Source organism: Microcystis flos-aquae FACHB-1344 (assembly GCF_014698375.1).
Classification (GTDB): domain Bacteria; phylum Cyanobacteriota; class Cyanobacteriia; order Cyanobacteriales; family Microcystaceae; genus Microcystis; species Microcystis aeruginosa.
This window is the reverse complement of sequence record NZ_JACJSW010000164.1, coordinates 1-17,715: the sequence shown is the minus strand read 5'-3', so window position 1 is coordinate 17,715 and position 17,715 is coordinate 1. Positions and strand designations below refer to the sequence as shown.

Annotated in this window: 19 protein-coding genes; 12 read left to right on the top strand and 7 right to left on the bottom strand. The window is 42.2% G+C overall.

All coding sequences use genetic code 11. From position 1 onward, the window contains the following. The first annotated feature begins 99 nt into the window (after nt 1-99). Together H6G48_RS15365 and psb34 are read left to right on the top strand one after the other, a co-directional pair. Nucleotides 100-1,125, top strand: a complete 1,026-nt coding sequence (locus tag H6G48_RS15365) for a DNA-methyltransferase (protein ID WP_190722396.1) — start codon at nt 100-102, stop codon at nt 1,123-1,125. A gap of 229 nt (nt 1,126-1,354) precedes the next feature. Beyond that, entirely contained in the window at nt 1,355-1,534 is a 180-nt protein-coding gene (gene psb34 / locus H6G48_RS15360; protein ID WP_002759001.1) for a photosystem II assembly protein Psb34, read from the top strand. Nucleotides 1,535-1,608: 74 nt separating this feature from the next. Here the strand turns inward: psb34 and H6G48_RS15355 are convergent, their stop codons facing one another. Further along, a complete protein-coding gene (locus tag H6G48_RS15355) occupies nt 1,609-2,391 on the bottom strand; it encodes a tetratricopeptide repeat protein (RefSeq protein ID WP_190722395.1) in 783 nt (260 codons plus the stop codon). Between the two features lie 62 nt (nt 2,392-2,453). Between H6G48_RS15355 and psbP the strand changes: the two genes are divergently transcribed. Then, nucleotides 2,454-3,002, top strand: a complete 549-nt coding sequence (gene psbP / locus H6G48_RS15350; protein WP_190358493.1) for a photosystem II reaction center PsbP — start codon at nt 2,454-2,456, stop codon at nt 3,000-3,002. Here the strand turns inward: psbP and H6G48_RS15345 are convergent. After that, nucleotides 2,995-3,195: a hypothetical protein gene (locus tag H6G48_RS15345; protein ID WP_190722413.1), complete on the bottom strand. Its 201-nt coding sequence runs from the start codon at nt 3,193-3,195 to the stop codon at nt 2,995-2,997. The two genes, psbP and H6G48_RS15345, sit on opposite strands and share 8 nt — an antisense overlap. Further along, nucleotides 3,195-3,377 carry a hypothetical protein gene (locus H6G48_RS15340; protein ID WP_190722412.1) on the bottom strand — a complete coding sequence of 61 codons (183 nt, stop codon included), beginning with the start codon at nt 3,375-3,377 and terminating at the stop codon, nt 3,195-3,197. Before H6G48_RS15340 ends, H6G48_RS15345 begins: the two co-directional genes overlap by 1 nt. 175 nt (nt 3,378-3,552) lie before the next feature. On the opposite strand from H6G48_RS15340, the gene H6G48_RS15335 reads away from it, so the two are divergent. The 3 genes from H6G48_RS15335 (at nt 3,553) to ureG (ending at nt 5,434) form a co-directional block, all read left to right on the top strand. Further along, nucleotides 3,553-3,924 (top strand): hypothetical protein, encoded by a 372-nt coding sequence (locus H6G48_RS15335; RefSeq protein WP_190722394.1) that lies wholly within the window; start codon nt 3,553-3,555, stop codon nt 3,922-3,924. A 153-nt stretch (nt 3,925-4,077) separates the two neighbouring features. Beyond that, nucleotides 4,078-4,665 carry a Maf family protein gene (locus H6G48_RS15330; protein ID WP_190722393.1) on the top strand — a complete coding sequence of 196 codons (588 nt, stop codon included), beginning with the start codon at nt 4,078-4,080 and terminating at the stop codon, nt 4,663-4,665. Between the two features lie 175 nt (nt 4,666-4,840). Next, the gene (gene ureG / locus H6G48_RS15325; RefSeq protein WP_190722392.1) at nt 4,841-5,434 is read left to right on the top strand and encodes an urease accessory protein UreG; all 594 of its coding nucleotides are present in this window, start codon (nt 4,841-4,843) and stop codon (nt 5,432-5,434) included. Nucleotides 5,435-5,443: 9 nt separating this feature from the next. Here the strand turns inward: ureG and H6G48_RS15320 are convergent, their stop codons facing one another. The 3 genes from H6G48_RS15320 to H6G48_RS15310 all read right to left on the bottom strand — a co-directional run bounded on the left by H6G48_RS15320 (nt 5,444) and on the right by H6G48_RS15310 (nt 9,384). Next, the gene (locus tag H6G48_RS15320) at nt 5,444-6,169 is read right to left on the bottom strand and encodes a WecB/TagA/CpsF family glycosyltransferase (RefSeq protein ID WP_190722409.1); all 726 of its coding nucleotides are present in this window, start codon (nt 6,167-6,169) and stop codon (nt 5,444-5,446) included. Between the two features lie 27 nt (nt 6,170-6,196). After that, nucleotides 6,197-7,612 carry an ABC transporter substrate-binding protein gene (locus tag H6G48_RS15315; protein ID WP_190722391.1) on the bottom strand — a complete coding sequence of 472 codons (1,416 nt, stop codon included), beginning with the start codon at nt 7,610-7,612 and terminating at the stop codon, nt 6,197-6,199. A gap of 170 nt (nt 7,613-7,782) precedes the next feature. Further along, nucleotides 7,783-9,384 (bottom strand): B12-binding domain-containing radical SAM protein, encoded by a 1,602-nt coding sequence (locus H6G48_RS15310; RefSeq protein ID WP_190722390.1) that lies wholly within the window; start codon nt 9,382-9,384, stop codon nt 7,783-7,785. Between the two features lie 396 nt (nt 9,385-9,780). Here H6G48_RS15310 and H6G48_RS15305 point away from each other — a divergent pair, with 396 nt between their 5' ends. Together H6G48_RS15305 and H6G48_RS15300 are read left to right on the top strand one after the other, a co-directional pair. Continuing rightward, nucleotides 9,781-9,957 carry a DUF4089 domain-containing protein gene (locus H6G48_RS15305; RefSeq protein WP_002740449.1) on the top strand — a complete coding sequence of 59 codons (177 nt, stop codon included), beginning with the start codon at nt 9,781-9,783 and terminating at the stop codon, nt 9,955-9,957. Then, entirely contained in the window at nt 9,954-11,285 is a 1,332-nt protein-coding gene (locus H6G48_RS15300; protein WP_190722389.1) for an AtzE family amidohydrolase, read from the top strand. The genes H6G48_RS15305 and H6G48_RS15300 overlap by 4 nt, the downstream gene beginning before the upstream one ends. 326 nt (nt 11,286-11,611) lie before the next feature. Here the strand turns inward: H6G48_RS15300 and H6G48_RS15295 are convergent, their stop codons facing one another. Then, nucleotides 11,612-12,781, bottom strand: a complete 1,170-nt coding sequence (locus tag H6G48_RS15295) for a glycosyltransferase family protein (RefSeq protein ID WP_190722388.1) — start codon at nt 12,779-12,781, stop codon at nt 11,612-11,614. Between the two features lie 165 nt (nt 12,782-12,946). On the opposite strand from H6G48_RS15295, the gene H6G48_RS15290 reads away from it, so the two are divergent. From H6G48_RS15290 to rodA, 4 genes are all read left to right on the top strand, one after another. Next, nucleotides 12,947-14,224: a glycosyltransferase gene (locus H6G48_RS15290; RefSeq protein WP_190722387.1), complete on the top strand. Its 1,278-nt coding sequence runs from the start codon at nt 12,947-12,949 to the stop codon at nt 14,222-14,224. Then, the gene (locus tag H6G48_RS15285; RefSeq protein ID WP_190722386.1) at nt 14,211-15,002 is read left to right on the top strand and encodes an MOSC domain-containing protein; all 792 of its coding nucleotides are present in this window, start codon (nt 14,211-14,213) and stop codon (nt 15,000-15,002) included. Before H6G48_RS15290 ends, H6G48_RS15285 begins: the two co-directional genes overlap by 14 nt. A gap of 221 nt (nt 15,003-15,223) precedes the next feature. Next, nucleotides 15,224-16,285: an Mrp/NBP35 family ATP-binding protein gene (locus H6G48_RS15280; RefSeq protein ID WP_002740457.1), complete on the top strand. Its 1,062-nt coding sequence runs from the start codon at nt 15,224-15,226 to the stop codon at nt 16,283-16,285. A 17-nt stretch (nt 16,286-16,302) separates the two neighbouring features. Continuing rightward, entirely contained in the window at nt 16,303-17,583 is a 1,281-nt protein-coding gene (rodA, locus tag H6G48_RS15275) for a rod shape-determining protein RodA (protein ID WP_190722385.1), read from the top strand. The last annotated feature ends 132 nt before the right edge of the window (nt 17,584-17,715 follow it).

Sequence of the window (17,715 nt, the reverse complement as noted above, 5' to 3'; positions counted from 1 at the left end):
GATTACAAAAGTTATTAAATTAAGCACAACTCCAGTGATATTTTGGTAAAATAAGGGCATAATTGAAACTATCAAAATACTTACCTGTCCTTTGAGATTATGGTTGTAGAGTCCCAGGGGAAACAAAAAAAACTATCGTCTAGGGAAGATGAGTCTCGTCCAATTGCCAGCAAGGAACAAAACTCTTATCTAGCAGAGGGAATTGTTGATCATCAATCAACTCAGATTGCTCCTTCCTCCTTACTACAGCCATTTTCTCCAGAGTTAGAAAAAGATAGAGCCAACAAATTTAATTCTCTTAAAGAAATTCTGGTTAGTCATCTTGGTCAACCTTTTTACTCGGACAACGGCTTTATTCTTTATCAAGGAGATGCCACAGACTTTTTGTCTAAACTATCTCATAGTGACATAAAAATTGACCTCACTGTTACATCACCACCTTATAATATTGGCAAAGAATATGAACGAGTTCTTTCAATCAATGACTATGTTGATTGGTGTGCTAATTGGCTAGGGCAAATTTATCAAATTACTCAAGATAACGGTGCTTTGTGGCTAAATGTTGGTTATTTAGAAGTACCAGAAAAGGGATTATGTGTTCCGATTCCCTATCTTCTTTGGGATAAGTCTCCCTTTTATCTTTTACAAGAAATTGTCTGGAAATATGGGGCAGGTGTTTCTACAAAAAATCGTCTTAGTCCTCGCAATGAAAAATGGCTTTTTTATCTCAAAAATTGCCAAGAATATACTTTTAACTTAGATAATATTCGTGACCCTAACGTTAAGTATCCCAATCAAAAGAAGATCGGTAAAAATCCTTCTGATGTGTGGGAAGTTCCTAAAGTCACTACAGGAGAAACGCGCAGTTCTAAGGAAAGAACTGGACATCCCGCACAATTTCCTTTAGCAATTGTCGAGAGAATTATACAAGCTTCATCTAACCCCGTAGAAATAATTCTTGATCCCTTTGCTGGTTCTTGTTCTACAGGAATAGCGGCCTTGGGATTAGGAAGAATTTTTGTGGGTTTTGAAATTCGACCAGACTATTGCGAGATAGCTGCAGAGAGATTTAAAAGATTTAAAAAAGAAAGAAGCAATACTTATATTCAAGGATCATTATTATAGTATTAAAAACGGATTTAGTATGATTAGCCTTTTTAAACTTGTTTTCGCAGTTGCAATCCTTGGCAATGCGATCGCCAATAAAAATAGCAGAGTCCGGCAGTTACCCCAAGACTAAGAATTGTTATCCCCGTGAGAATTTACCACATCCCCGACTCGGTTGCTAATATGTTGTACTATTGTAATAAGAGGATTTTTTTCCTGAAAAATTGTCATATTTGAGGTTTTGATTATGCCTTATACAAACGAAGAAGGTGGACGCTTAAATAATTTCGCCGCCGAACCGAAAGTTTATCAAGCGGCTCCCCCGACTAAATCGCAACAACGTAATTATCTTGTCTGGGGCGTTGCTGCGATCACACTTGTGGGTGGACTGTTAGCCGTCGCTTTTTACGCATCTCAAGCTGGCTAAAATTTAGTCCCTCGTAGTTGCGATTTAGCCCCTTTCACTCCTCTTTACCGCTAATATCACAACTACTCCCTATTTTAAGGCTTTTGACCCTGAATTAATGCCACTGCTGACTGAGACTTAGCCGCAGTCCCCTGTTTACCCTGAGATAACGCTAGACGGGCTGCTTCCTCTAAATCAGCGATCGCTTTTTCCCTGTTTCCCAATTTATAATAGGTCAAACCCCGATTGTGGTACGCTTCGGCAAAATTAGCATTGATTTTCAGACTCTCATTATAGTCCCTTAAAGCCATTTCCTGCTGTCCGGCTCGGTTATAGGACAGGGCGCGATTATAGAAAATGCGATCCTGTCCTCTAGTTCCCTGTAAACTCAAAGCTTTTGTGTAATCCTCGATCGCTTCTAGGTGTCTTCCCAAGTCATCCTTAGCATTACCGCGATAAATAAAGAAATCAGCAAAATTTCCGTTTAAAGCGATCGCTTTTGTGCAATCTTCCACCGCTACCTCGTATTTTTTCGTCAGATAATGCACATAACAACGATTACCGAGAGCATTAACATAATTGGGGTTGATTGTCAAGGCCTGGGTATAATCTGCGATCGCTCGCTCGTACTGGCCGAGAACTAATTCCGCGTAGCCGCGATTATAATAAGCATCGGCATCCTTCGGTTCTAATTGTAGAGCTTGAGTAAAATCAGCGATCGCCCCTGAGTAATCCCCTGCGGTTAAACGATCCACCCCCCGATTATAAAATTCTACAGCTTTCACGGGGTTAGCGGTAGTTTGAGCGCTTAGGGGAGAGATAGTCAGTAAAAAAGTCGCTATAGCTATAATAATTGTCAATTTTTTCTTAATTTTCATAATCCGTTCACCTAAACAATTCAAGGTAAAATTAAACAGCCCTACTTACAGGTCAAAATATCATGATTAAATCTCTTTTGGCGACTTTCCTCCTAATTACCACCCTTCTCTTAACCGGTTGTGCAACTCCCATCGCTGGACTGCAAGGATACACCAGTGGCAGCCAAGGCTATCAATTTTTATATCCTAAGGGTTGGACGCAGGTGGATGTGAAAAAAGTTGCAGGAGTAGATGTGGTTTTTCATGACCTGATCGAAACGAGCGAAAATTTAAGCGTTATTATCAACCCCGTCCCCGACAATAAAACCTTAACAGATTTAGGGACTCCCTCGGAAGTTGGCTATCGTCTCCTGAAAAATAACAGTCTTAACCCCAATCTCGATAAGGAAGTAGAATTAATTCGCTCAGAATCCCATCAAATCGACGGTCAAGATTATTATATCCTCGAATATCAAGTTAAATTAGCCAACGGCCAAGAACGTCATAATCTGGCCAGCGTCACGGTTAATAATAATAAACTCTATTCTTTTAATCTTTCCACTTCCCAAAAACGTTGGACGCAAATTCAAGAACTCTTTGAAACTATCGTTGATTCTTTCTCGGTTAGTTAGGGAAACTGGCAACAGGCAATAGTAAAACGTAGGGTGCGTTAGACGGCAAAAATTCCTGTTTTGACTTCAAGGTAAAAATCCGTCGTAACGCACCACTGGCAATAGGCAATAGTAAAACGTAGGGTGCGTTAGACGGCAAAAATTCCTGCTTTGACTTAAAGCTAACAATCCGTCGTAACGCACCACCTATCATCAACTAGCTAGTAAAATGTAGGGTGCGTTAGACGGCAAAAATTCCTGTTTTGACTTAAAGGTAAAAATCCGTCGTAACGCACCACTGGCAATAGGCAATAGTAAAATGTAGGGTGCGTTAGACGGCAAAAATTCCTGTTTTGACTTAAAGGTAAAAATCCGTCGTAACGCACCACCTATCATCAACTAGGTAGCCGGTCACAATTAAAGATAAAATACTTACTTAATCAGTAATCAGTAATCAGTAAACAGTGAAAAGACAGTAGGAAACTTCTATTTAATACTGTCACCTAAAACTCAAATCTAATAACTGGTAACTGATAACTGATAACTGATAACTGATAACCGGTAAATGAATATGAGTAACTCGGAAGAAAATAGACTAGATAGACTCGAATCTCTTGCTGAAAATACCCTAACAGAACTACGGGAGATTAGATTAGGATTACAGGAGATTAAATTAGGACTACAGGAAACCAATCAGGGATTAAAAGAAACTAGAGCGATCGCTAATTCTAACGCCACATCGATCGAAGCGTTAACTAATAGTCTTGCTGAGTCTAAAAAAGAATGGGAAAAAGATAGACGGGGACTTTATCAACTGCTAGGACAATTAACTCGATCGAGGTCGGATTTTTATGAGGTTCAGTCGGATTTTTACAATCGATTTGACAAGGAAGAAAGACAATCCCGCATGGTTGAGATTTTAGATCGTTATTTTCCCCCCTAAAATCCTGCCAATTCCTAGCAGAAATAGCTAAAAATCTGATAACTGATGGTGGGTTACGGCAAATAGATAAATTGATAATTAAGTCTAATAATTTGCCATTGCCTAACCCACCCTACCTAACTTTTATCCTTTTGACTTTTTACTTTAAAAATTATGTCCATTCCCTTGATTCTTGCTTCCGCTTCTCCTGCGCGTAAAAAACTATTACAAATGGTCGGAATCGATCCGATTGTGCGGGTGAGTAACTTTGATGAATCGACAATTAATGCTGATGATACTCTCCATCTTGTCCAAACTTTAGCCCAATGTAAAGCACAAACGATCGCCCCCCAATTTGATTCAGGATTAATTCTTGGTTGTGATTCCGTCTTAGAAGTAGCGGGGGAAGTCTATGGCAAACCCAAGGATAAATCAGAAGCGATCGATCGTTGGCAAAAAATGCGCGGTCAGGTGGGTACACTCTATACAGGTCATGCTTTAATCGATCGAGTTAATAATCGAACTTTGACTCGTTGTGGGATCACTAAAGTTCACTTTGCCAATATCAGCGATGAAACAATTATTGCCTATGTTGACAGCGAAGAACCCCTCAAATGTGCTGGCTGTTTTGCCCTAGAAGGAAAGGGGGGTCTATTCGTGGAAAGATTGGAGGGATGTCACAGTAATGTTATCGGTTTAAGTTTGCCCCTATTTAGGCAGATGTTAACGGATTTTGGCTACCAAATCACTGACTTTTGGTGATCTTTTTGCCGATGATTTCCCCAAATTTATTGACAAAAAGACTTGACAAATTCTCAGATTTGTGTTAACCTTTTATTATAATGGGAATCCGTGTCGCCCTGCGAACCCCTCTTTTTTCTATCCGATAGCTCCAAAATTTTTAACCCTTTCCTTGTCACTTTTTCCCGAAAAAACTATGTCTTGCTTGCGCGTGGGAATTGCCGGTCCGGTGGGTTCAGGAAAAACAGCCCTGCTCGATGCCCTGTGTAAAAATTTGCGGGATCAATATCCGATCGCCGTAGTCACCAATGACATTTATACTCAAGAAGATGCCCAATTTTTAGTGCGATCGCAAGCTTTAGCTCCGGAAAGAATTTTAGGAGTAGAAACGGGAGGATGTCCCCATACAGCTATTCGCGAAGATGCCTCAATTAACTTAGTTGCCATTGAACAGTTAGAGAGAAAATTTACTAACTTAAAGCTAATTTTTCTGGAAAGTGGTGGTGATAATTTAGCGGCAACCTTTAGCCCCGAATTAGTAGATTTAACCATCTATGTGATTGACGTGGCAGCCGGAGATAAAATCCCTCGCAAAGGAGGACCAGGTATCACCAAATCGGATTTATTGGTAATTAATAAAATAGATTTAGCCCCGATGGTGGGGGCAGATTTAGGAGTGATGGATAGAGATGCAAAAAAAATGCGCGGGGATAAACCCTTTATCTTCACCAACTTGAAAACACGGGAAGGATTAGAGCGAGTGATTGCCTTTATCGAAAAGAATTTATAATAACTATTACTAGGAATAAAAAAGAGAGCGCCAGAAAAATTTAGGTAAAGCTAACATTCTTTTCCAACGCCAAGGTTCCTGATAGAGTCGATACAACCACTCTAAATTATTGTCACAGAAAAAGCGAGGGGCGCGGATTTTTGTCCCAGACCAGATATCAAAACTACCCCCCACACCTACCCAGATAGCTTGGGGACAGAGATGGCGATGTTCCCTAATCCAATATTCTTGTCGGGGTACTCCTAAACCAACTAAAATTAACCGCGGTTGTTGATCTTTTAATACCTCGATCCAATCGGACATTTCCTGGGAGGATAGATAACCGTGGTTAGACAGAATACGGATATTAGGTATCTTTTTTTGCCAATTACTTGCCGCTTTTTCCGTAATCCCCGGTTGACCACCAAAAAAAGCAATAGGAAAACTCTCTCCCTGCATTCCTAACTCAGTAATTAAGGATTCTGATAGTTCAATACCGGGGCAGCGGGTTTGTTTTCTGCCCCTTAATTTTAAGTAAATAACAATCCCCGCGCCGTCGGGAATAACTAAATCTGCTTCCCGAATAACTTGGGCTACTTTAGCATCATTTTCCCCTAACATTGCCATTTCTGCATTGAGAGTGACAACGTGGGAACCAAAACCTTGATAGAGGCGATCAATTAGCCAACGACTGTAGTTATCGAGGAGATGAACTGGTAAACCAAGAACAGAATATTTGGGGGGAGTTTCTAACATATAAGTCATCTTGATTTAGTTGTCATTTTATCGAGAAATTGGCACAAAATCCACCCCAAAACTAGAACGAGAACCGGGTTGAACTACCACTAATTGCACGGATTGATTGCGATCGCCAGAGGGTAAAAATCGCACGGGATTAGTCGCCCCAGGCACAGAAAAATCACTGCTTCTTAACGCCTGTTGAACTCCCTCTCGGCTAGATTCTGCCTTAATTCCAGCGATTAAAGCCTGGGTAGCGTCATAGGCGGTGGCAGTGCGCCAATTTACGTCTCCTTGCCACAATTGGCGGGAATTATTCACAAAAGTACTGTTCGGATTAGCCCCTAAATGCCAAGCGACAGCGACAATCATGCCAAGGGCATTTTTTCGGCCTAGATCCAGAGTTTTGGGGCTATAAACGTCATCACCCGCCACAATCGGTAATTTTTGACCATTGATTTGAACCACCTGCAAAGCCTTATCTAGGGTACCACTATCCCCAAGAAGGGCGATTAGATTTGCTCCCTCCTGTTGAGCTTGTTGGAGGCTTTTAGAAGGGGTAAAAGTGAGGGAAGATAGATCAAATTCACTCACCGCTTGACCTCCTCCTAATCCTAAAGCGGTGATAAATTCAGATTTTAGGGATTGACTATAATTACTTTGGGAGTTAAAAAATACCACTGCCTTGACGTTAGGAATTTTTTGCAAGCTGGATTCGGCTAATGCCCGTGCCGCCACAAAATCACTGGGAACAGAACGAAAGATATAGTCACCAAAATTGGAGAGTTTAACTGAGGTACTGATGGGGGAAATCATTACTAATCCTGCTTTTTGATAGATAGCGGCCGCCGCTAAAGAGGTGTCACTGCTAGTGTGTCCTACTACTCCTAAAATGCTGTTGTCAGCCGTTAATTTTTGGGCAATTTGAGCGGCAATTTCGGGACTATCAGCATCATCAGCAATGAGAACTTTTAAAGGAATGCCATTAATTCCCCCAGCTTGATTGATTTGATTTTGAGATTGGGCGACTCCTCGTAAAACTTCTAGGGCAGTGTTGACATCGCTCCCAATTGGCACGGAAACGGCGATAGTATAGGACTTAGCTTCACCAATACGGGCGTTATTTAAGTAGATGAGAGCTTCCGGATCATTTTGATTAGCTCGCAGGGATTTTTCTAGGAGGTAAACTGCTTGCTGAAAGTCTCCTTTTCCGAGGGCCTGTATAGCAGCTTGTTTGTCAGAAGAAGCCCCGTCAACTATTAATAAGTTTTCCCCTTGACTAAATTTTGCTTGTGCCGATACCGATTTTTGCTCTGGTGATATTTTCTCGATTTCAGAACGATTGATTGGGTTATTTTTTCCTTGAAAACGATTGTATAACCACCAACTACCTACCCCAAAAAATAATAGGGTAATCAGCAGGGATAAAAGCAGGGTAACTGTATCATTTTTCTGGCTCATGGGCTGATCAACTAAGATTAAATTAATGGTTTAATCGAGATTGATAGTTAATAAAAACACCAATTCAATTCTGAATTGCACCACTATCCGATCTACCTTGATAGAATACCTCATTTGGGGTCTGATAGTCAAGACATTGTTTAAATGTGTCTTAGCTTATTAGCCATATTTTACCTTTTTGTTTGGGATTGTTCAAAATGTTTTATTAAAACATTCGAGGATAAAGGACCGTGTAAATGACTCCAGGGTAAAACCTGTTCTAAACGCCATTGCTGATGGACGTAATAATCTAGAGGGGGAATTTGTCCTTTTAGTTCCTTAAAAGCCCGTTTATAACTGCCTAAAGAATCACCGTAGCCACGGGTTAATTCTAACAGGGAAGTTAAGCGGCGATCGCCTCTAGATAATAAAGCTTGAATCACTGACCAATTATAACTTTCTGGTCGAAATTCTATGCCCTGTTTACCTAATTGTTTCTCTAGATATTTTAATCTTTTTTCGGCCATTTTATTAACGCCAAACCACTGAAAAGGAGTATGGGATTTAGGCACAAAGGTGCTGCAACCGAAAGAGATTCGCAGTCCAGAGGCGGCTTTTTTTAAGGCTATTAACATTTCCACAGTTGCCCCAATATCTTCAGTTTCTTCTCCCGGTATTCCCACCATACCATAGAGTTTTATCCCTTTTAAACCGCCAGCTTTGGCATTAATAGCAGCTTGGATAATTTCATCATTGGCTAACTTTTTGTTGATAATTTCCCGCAAGCGATCGGAACCACTTTCTACGGCAATAGTAATTGATTTGGTGTCTCTTTGGGATAAAATTCTAGCTAATTTTTCCGTGACGGTATTAGTTCTAACTGAAGCAATCGAGAGTCTAACTCCCTCAAATTTTGGTTGAAAAAGATAATCGAGTAAGGTGTCAAATTCGGGATGTTGACTGACGGAAGCACCTAATAAACCCAGGCGATCGGTCACTTTTAAACCTTTTTCAATGGCAGGGATTAAAGATTCTAAACTAGCGGTACGAAAGGGTAAAGTTAGATAACTAGCTAAACAAAAACGGCACATTTCTGGACAACTTCGCACCACCTCTACCATATAAATATTCTCCCATGCCGCTTGTTTTGTTACCACCGTAGAAGCAGAAAGGGTATTACTGCGATAGGTTTGTTTACTAACAAAGGTAGGAACATTATTATCTATGGGTAGAATTGCTGTAATTTCACCTTCAGAACTATCATAATTAACGGTATATAAACTAGGAACATACACCCCCGGAACCTGGGCCAAATGACGGAGTTTGGTCGGTCGATCGGCGTTTCTCACCTCTTGATAGGCATTAATAAAATCGGCAATTAAATTTTCACCATCTCCCAATAAAATTACATCAAAAAAAGCGGCAAAAGGTTCGGGATTAGCAGTTAAAACTGGTCCCCCTCCAAAAATTATCGCTTGCCGATCTTGCCGTTGATGACTGTGGCAAGGAATTTCTAAAGATTCTAACAGCGAGAGGATATTAACATAGTCTAATTCCCAAGAAAAGGAAAAGCCGACTAATTCGGGATAACGGGGTAAAGATTCTTGAAAATCCGTAAATAAACGACTAACTTGTATATCCGATCGCAGGGCTAAAGTTGCCCAAACAATTTGATAACCTAAACTGGTTATACCCACAGAATACTGATTAGGAAAGGCAAAAATAGTTCTAAGGGCATCACTGTGGGGTATTGCGGGAGTAAAGAGGAGTTTTTCGTCTTGTAAGATGGTCATTTCAGTTATCAGTTATCAGGTATCAGTTATCAGTTATCAGAACGTAGGTTGGGTTGAAGAATGAAACCCAACGCCCGCATGGGTTACGCTACTGCTAACCCATCCTACAAATAATTGTGCCTCCCTACTTATAAGTTTAATTTAATCCGGAGGTGAAGGAGGGGAAAATATCTCAATATACAGTTCTAGGATCATATCTAAGGTTATGATCCTAGGGAGTCGGTGGTCAAGAACAAATTCAAGTTATACTTCCTCCCTAGGGATAGCTATTGTATTTACAGGAGATTTTCTCTTATATCCTAGCAATTTTCACAGCTTAACTAGGTGTCGATTTTATTCCTGAGCGCTGCTTTCAAGCAACTCTTTATCTCCTTCACCCCAACCAGAACGAAATCTATGAATAACCCAGAAGAATACGTTATAATCATGGCGAAAATCCTAGATTTAACCATTCCCGATCGCTATTTAAATTCTGTGGTTGAAAACTGGCAACGCTTGCAAGAAATCGCCAGTTTAGTGACAGAATTTCCCTTAGAGGATGACGGGGAAAGCGCCCTCAGCTTTGAACCATGACTATTTCTGTGTGCAATTTAGCTCGATCGATCCAAAATCGTCAAACTAGAGCCTTAGAAGTTATTAGCCAGACTTTGGCGGAGATAGAGGCGAAAAATCGCCATTTAAATTGCTTTACCGACATTTTACAGCCTAGGGCGCTCGCTCAAGCCCAAAAAATCGATCAAGCGATCGCTAATGGGGAATCCGTCGGTGTCTTAGCAGGAGTCCCCTTCGCCGTCAAAAATCTCTTTGATATCGAGGGTATTGTCACCCTTGCCGGCTCCAAAATCAATCGAGATCACCCTGCCGCCGGACAAGATGCGATCGCTATACAAACCCTAGAAGCAGCCGGGGCGGTTTTGGTGGGGGCGACCAATATGGATGAGTACGCCTACGGTTTTGTCACCGAAAATGCCCATTATGGAGCCACTCCCAACCCCCGCGATCCTAGTCGCGTCTCGGGGGGAGCCTCCGGCGGTTCCGCCGCTGCCGTTGCCGCTAATTTAGTCCCTCTCGCCCTCGGTTCCGACACTAATGGTTCCGTGAGGGTTCCCGCCGCTTGCTGTGGCGTGGTGGGGCTAAAACCCACCTTTGGGCGCGTATCCCGTCAGGGCCTATTTTTGTTCGTTAATAGTTTGGATCATCTGGGATTTTTTACCGCCAATGTGGCGGATATGGCGGCTATTTGGAGTCTTTTTGCCAAAAATAACCTTAAAGCTTCTTTAAATGGCTTAGAGGGCGTAAAAATAGCCCTTGCCGATGATTATTTTCAGCAGGGAGCCGAACCGGAAGTAATCGAGGCGGTGACAGCGATCGCCGAACGTTTAGGAGTTACCAAAAAAATCACCATTCCCGAAACCGTCCGCGCCAGGGCAGCCGCCTATATAATTACCGCTTCCGAGGGCGCAAATTGGCATTTACCGCGTTTACAGACCAGATTAGAGGATTTTGACCCCGCAACCCGGGATCGCTTCTTGGCGGGGGCATTAATTCCCTCTAGCTGGTATTTACAGGCTCAACGTTTTCGCCGTTGGTATCGCGATCGTTTGCGAGAGATCTTCACCGAAGTCGATATTATCCTCACCCCGACAATTCCCTGTATTGCACCACCGTTAGGAGTAGAAAAAATGATTATTGACGGGCAAGAGCTATTAATTAGACCTAATTTAGGCAGATTTACCCAACCTTTTTCTTTTATCGGTTTACCTGCCCTTTCGTTGCCGATTAAACGCCCATCCCGACTACCGTTAGGTTTGCAAATCATCGCCGCACCCGATCGCGAAGAGTTAATGCTAAGCGTAGCAAGGGTTTTAGAGGAAATGCTCATAGATATCCCGCACAAGTGAGATTTCAAGAGCTTACTTCCTCTTAAAATCCCTAATTTAGGCACTTATTAAGCGAAAAGGTTACTTTTATAGTCTGAGTAGGGTTGGCTGAATAAATGTGAAATATAGACGAGGTAAGGGGTTTGAGGGAATGTTTGGCGAAGCAGCTGCAAGATTTTCAAGCTAGTGGCTCAAAAACCTTGCATCTTGAGCGGCTGGTGTCCTGGTAGGTCTTCAAATAATATCTGTAGGGGCGAAGCATTCGGGCAATAACCTATCGCTGAAACCGTAGATTTTCTATCCGAATGCTTCGCCCCTACTTTTTCAGCATACCCTAAGTAAACAATCTACTGACTGGGAGACTCCTTTTCAATCACATCTAACCAAGCGGCAGCCGATCGCTCCCAAGTGTCAGTTAGGGCAATTTGACGACATCTTTCGCGCTCTTGGGCTAAAAGCTGGGGATTTTTCAGTAATTCGACAATTTTCCAGGCTATAGCTTCCTGAGTAGCCGGATCGGTTACTTCCCCCGCTACTTTCACACAGTAGTCTTTTTCTCGAAAAACGGCAAAATCCGTCACCACTGGCAGACAACCCACCACTGCCGACTCGCGCACAGAAATACAATCGATCTCACGATAGGTGCAACCGTAGTAATGAATAGCAGAGCGCGCTTTTTCCTCGATTAGTTGACGATAACCGATCATTCCGCGATCAACTACCCCCGCACTAGCTTTAATCAAAGCCATTAATTTATCCCGCCATTCCTTGCGATCGCCAATTTCATCCCGTTTAGTAAAACCATAGTAGAGATGTAACTCGGCTGCGGGAATTGCCGCCTTGATCATCGGCCAGCCATGCTTTAACATCGACTCTAGTCCGCGATAATAACGAGAGGCATAGACTAGACGATAGGGAAGATACTCACTTTCTGGCACCGTCTCGCTTACAGCCAAAAGGGAAGTATCGATACCATTAGGAACAATCGGACATTGATGATCGGGGCAGAAATCCAGTAAATCTCTTTGATATTGGCTTTTACAGAAAATTTTGTCGTATCTAGCCAAAATTTCGGGGGTATAGGAGGCTGCCGGCACTTTAATATCTTGCCAATCAAAAAAAATTCGTTCTGCCTTGGTACCGGGACGGCAATAGGTGGGATGACGAGAGATCACCAATGTCTCAAAGCGATCCTGCCAATTCATCTGGTAATAATTAACATAGCGAATACCGTCCTCTTCCCCTTCCATACCCTCACAATTGCCAAAAATCGTCACTTTATAGCCGCGTTTCGTCCATTCCTGCGCTAAAAAAGCCACCGATGCCTGGGTACCACTGGCCCCCCGTTGCCAAATTTCCGCCGGAAGCATGGGACGATATTTTTCTGTGTAAATAACGATCGATTTTTTCGGCCAACGACGGGCGCTCAAACGCTGTTTAATTTGCAATAGGGAAGGTGCGCTGGACCGTAGCCATTGTTTGAGATTAGATTGTAGGGATGGAGTAGCTTGTGACACTCTTTTTCTCCAAGATCGAGGGAAAATAGGGGCGATGGGTGATAGAGTCTTAGTTTATCGAATTTAACTCGATTTCTCGACTCAGTAGAACAATTCGAGCCTATCATATAATGGGTTCAAGTCAAAAATCAATCTTTTTATTGCCAGCTATCGACAAGGAAATCTATGAAAATTGTCATCCCGATCGTGTTTTATCGCAAAGGAGGAGTAGAAAGAGTCATTATCTCTTTAATACCTAGCTTATTAGAATACGTCGAACAAATTATTATCGTCCTCCCTCCTAATGACATTGAATATTTTAAGTCTTTAATGCACGATTCCGATAAACTTATCTACGAAGATTTTAATTTTTACCCCCAGAGTTCTGAAACAAAATTAATCTATTTTTATGGTCTTCTAGCGAATTTTTACAAAACCCTAAGACTGAATTCTATTCATCGTCTTTTCTCTCGTAGAATTGAACTTTTACGCATCGAAGCAAGAATTAATCAGATTATCAAGCGTTACCAAGCTGATCACTGTTTGTATGGGATGACTAATCGGATTTCTCCCCCCAATGTTAACGTTACTTTAAGTGGCATTATTTATGATGTCTTTTGGGAATTTGCTCCCTTAACTTACTCAGAATCCTATCAAGAACCCTACAATGAAGTCTTAAAAGAATGGTTAGATAGGGCCGATCTACTGTTCACAATCTCCCAAAAAACTAAAGACGATGTTTTAAAAGTTTTTCCCAATGCTACCTATGCTAGTAAGTTAAAAGCTGTACCCTTAGCCGGATTTATCGATCAGTCTAATCCCAAGATTGATTTAGTCAAAAGTGAGCTAGTTACATTCTATTTTCCCTCCTCTTTTGGTATCTACAAAGATCATCTGACTTTGCTCAAGGCAGCAATTACACTAGCGAAAAAAGGTTTAAAATTTCAAATAGTTTTTATCGGGAAAGAAACCGATAATCTAGTTAATGGAAATCTGCAATTGTCTCAACAGTCCAAAACCCAAGAATACCAAGATTATCTCAAAGAATGTACCCGACTTTATCGGGAAAATCAAGAAATTTTCCAGAGTCATATCAAGGGATTAGGTTATCAAGACTATGAAACCTTACAATTTTATTATCAAACCTGTTCCTCTGTGGTATTTCCCTCAAAATACGAAGGTTTTGGATTGGCAATAGCAGAAGCAATTTTACAAGGTATTCCCGTTATTGCTTCCGATTTAGAAGTGTTTCAAGAACAGGTAGAATTATATAATTGTCCTGAAAGGGTTCAATTCTATCCCAGGGGAGATGCGGACAGTTTAGCCAACTGTTTAGAACAATTTATCCTCAATCCAATTCCTCGCTTGTTACCCGAAGATATTCCCAATAAAATTAATCTCTGGACGTGGGAAGATGTGGCTAAAAAATATGTAGAACTACTGAAAGAAAATGCAGGTTACTGATCTCTATATCTACCCGATTAAATCCTGTCGAGGTATTCAATTATCCCAAGCTGAAGTGACTCCTAAAGGTTTACTCTGGGATCGAGAAATGATGTTAGTGGATGGCAAGGGTAAATTTATCACTCAAAGGGAATATCCGCAATTAGCCACCGTTTCTATCACGATGACAGGAGATAATTTTTCTCTGAAAACATCTCAAGATTCCCTGACTTTTCAGCCTAATTTCACAGGAGAAAAAAGAGCGGTTCAAATCTGGGAATCTCAAACCATAGCCATAGATCAAGGGGATGAAATCGCCGAATGGTTCGAGAAAATTCTCGACATTCCTTGTCGTTTAGTGCGACAATCTCCCGATTATCCACGTCCCGCAAATCCTCGCTATGCGGGGAATGATCATACTCCCGTCAGCTTTGCCGATGGTTATCCAATTTTATTAACTAATACTGCTTCTTTAGAGGACTTAAATCGGCGTTTAGTTGCACCAGTGCCGATGAATCGTTTTCGTCCTAATATTGTTATTAGTAGCGATCGAGCTTTTAGCGAAAGTAGTTGGCAAAAGATCACAATTGGAGAGATAAATTATGCCCTAGTTAAACCCTGTAGTCGCTGTATTATCACCACCACCGATCAAGAAACAGGTAGGAGAAATCCCCAACAGGAACCTTTAAAAACCTTAAGCACTTTTCGCCGTTTCCCCGGGGGCATCATGTTCGGAGAAAATGTCATCCCCGAAAAGACAGGTACAATTAAAGTCGGCGATCCTATTACCGTAATCTAGAGATATAGAGATATAGGGGGAATTGGGGAATGGGGGTTATCAGTTATCAGTTATCAGTTATCAGTTATCATTGAACAGATGTGAGTTTTCAGTTCACTGATTACTGTTCACTGTTCACAGCAAAAAACTCCCCACTCCCCACTCCCCACTGATAACTGTGCCGGCATCAAGGTTAAGATAAATAACCATAAGAACAATACTTAACTAGAGACACTGAAACCATGCCCCTTGATACCGCATCGATTTTAGAAGTATTACGTCCCGTTCAAGATCCGGAACTGCAAAAAAGCCTAGTGGAATTGAACATGATCCGCAATGTGGCGATCGATGGCGGAAAAGTTAGCTTTACCCTAGTTTTGACCACTCCCGCCTGTCCTTTGCGCGAATTTATCGTGGAAGACTGCCAAAAAGCCGTTAAACAGCTGCCCGGGGTGGAAAGTGTCGCTGTGGACGTAACTGCCGAAACCCCGCAACAAAAAGCTTTACCCGATCGCCAAGGTGTGGAGGGGGTTAAAAATATTATCGCCGTTTCCAGTGGTAAGGGCGGTGTGGGAAAAAGTACCGTGGCTGTCAATATCGCCGTCGCCTTGGCTCATTTAGGGGCAAAAGTGGGGCTATTAGACGCGGACATCTACGGCCCCAACGCCCCAACAATGTTGGGCTTAAATGACGCACAAGTGACCGTACAGGGCGCAAATGGCGAGATATTGGAACCCGCTTTTAACCATGGCATCAAAATGGTTTCCATGGGCTTTTTGATCAACCCCGATCAACCGGTCATCTGGCGCGGTCCGATGTTAAACGGCATTATCCGTCAGTTTCTCTATCAAGTCAATTGGGGCGATTTAGACTATTTAATCGTCGATATGCCTCCCGGTACCGGGGATGCACAATTGACTTTAATTCAATCGGTCCCCCTAGCGGGTGCGGTGATTGTCACCACTCCCCAGACGGTTTCTTTAATTGATGCGCGTCGGGGTTTAAAAATGTTCCAACAGCTAGGGGCGCGGGTTTTGGGTATCGTGGAAAATATGAGTTATTTTATCCCTCCCGATCAGCCCGATCGCTCCTATGATCTATTTGGGTCCGGTGGTGGGGAAAAAACCTCGCAAGAATTGGGCATTCCTTTACTGGGATGTGTGCCTCTGGAGATATCCCTCCGGGAGGGCGGTGATACTGGTGTACCAGTGGTTTTGGGGCAACCGGAATCGGCCTCAGCTAAAGCCCTGATAGCGATCGCTCGTCAGGTGGCGGCGAAAGTATCCGTGGCAGCCTATAGTTAATAAATTTGGGGAGAGAAATGGTGAGAAGACAGTCCCTTGTTAGTAGGAAACTAAGGGGTTTTAGTGAGCAGTTTAGCTTCATTTTCCGTGATATAGCCCAAATTGATTGGCTTTTGTTCGTTTTAGTGACGGGTTTAACCGTTTTCGGTGGTTTAATGATTCGTAGTGCCGAAAGACATACCACTGCTCTCGATTGGTGGCAACACTGGTTATTCGGATGCGTGGGAGTGGCGATCGCTTTATTTCTAGCCCGTTGTCGTTACGAAAGTCTGTTGAAATGGCACTGGTTAACCTATCTTCTCACTAATCTCTCCCTAATTGCGGTAATTGTCCTGGGGGTGACGGCGAATGGGGCGCAAAGTTGGATTAATATCGGCAGTTTTAACGTGCAACCGTCGGAATTTGCCAAGGTAGGTTTAATTATCACCCTAGCAGCCCTCCTACATCATCGTCCCGCCGATAATCTTTTTGCGATCGCTCGTGTCTTTGTCGTCACTGCCATCCCCTGGGTGTTAATTATGGCGCAGCCGGACCTGGGGACGGGATTAGTCTTTGGGGCAATTACCCTAGGCATGATTTACTGGGCTAATGCGAAACTGCCTTGGATGATTATCCTCTTATCTCCCCTCGCATCGGTTTTTCTGTTTAATTTACTTTTTCCTGCTTGGATTGTTTTAGCAATTATCATCGGTGTACTTGCTTGGTTTACCCTTCCCTACCGTTTTTTATCCACCTTCATCGTGGTGGCAACTAATCTGGCAGTGGGTAAATTAGGCGAGGTTTTTTGGGGTTTATTAAAAGAATATCAAAAAGATCGTTTAACCCTATTTCTTGACCCAGAAAAGAATCCTTTGGGGGGAGGTTATCAATTAATTCAATCCCGCATTGCCATCGGATCGGGAGAATTATTGGGACGGGGATTACACCAAGGCACCCAAACCCAATTAAATTTTATTCCCGAACAACACACGGACTTTATCTTCTCCGTAGTCGGGGAAGAATTCGGTTTTGTCGGCAGTATTCTAGTTTTAATAGCTTTCTGGTTAGTTTGTTGGCGTTTGTTAGTCATTGCTAATACTGCTAAAGAAAACTTTGGTTCTTTAATAGCGATCGGTGTTCTCTCGATGATCGCTTTTCAGGCAATTCTTAATATTAGCATGACCGTGGGATTAGCCCCGATTACAGGGATTCCTCTACCTTGGTTAAGTTATGGACGTTCATCTTTATTAACCAATTTTATCGCCTTGGGTTTAGTGGAATCCGTGGCTAATTATCGCCCCCGTAAGCGTTTGTACTAAGTAGTCGTGCAGCAGAAATGTTGAATCTCGTAACAAAACTTTACATTTAAGAACATGACAACCCCAGAACGCCATTTTTCAGATTGAATAGACAATTTTCCTAAACCAGTGTACATAGCTGATATGTTGACA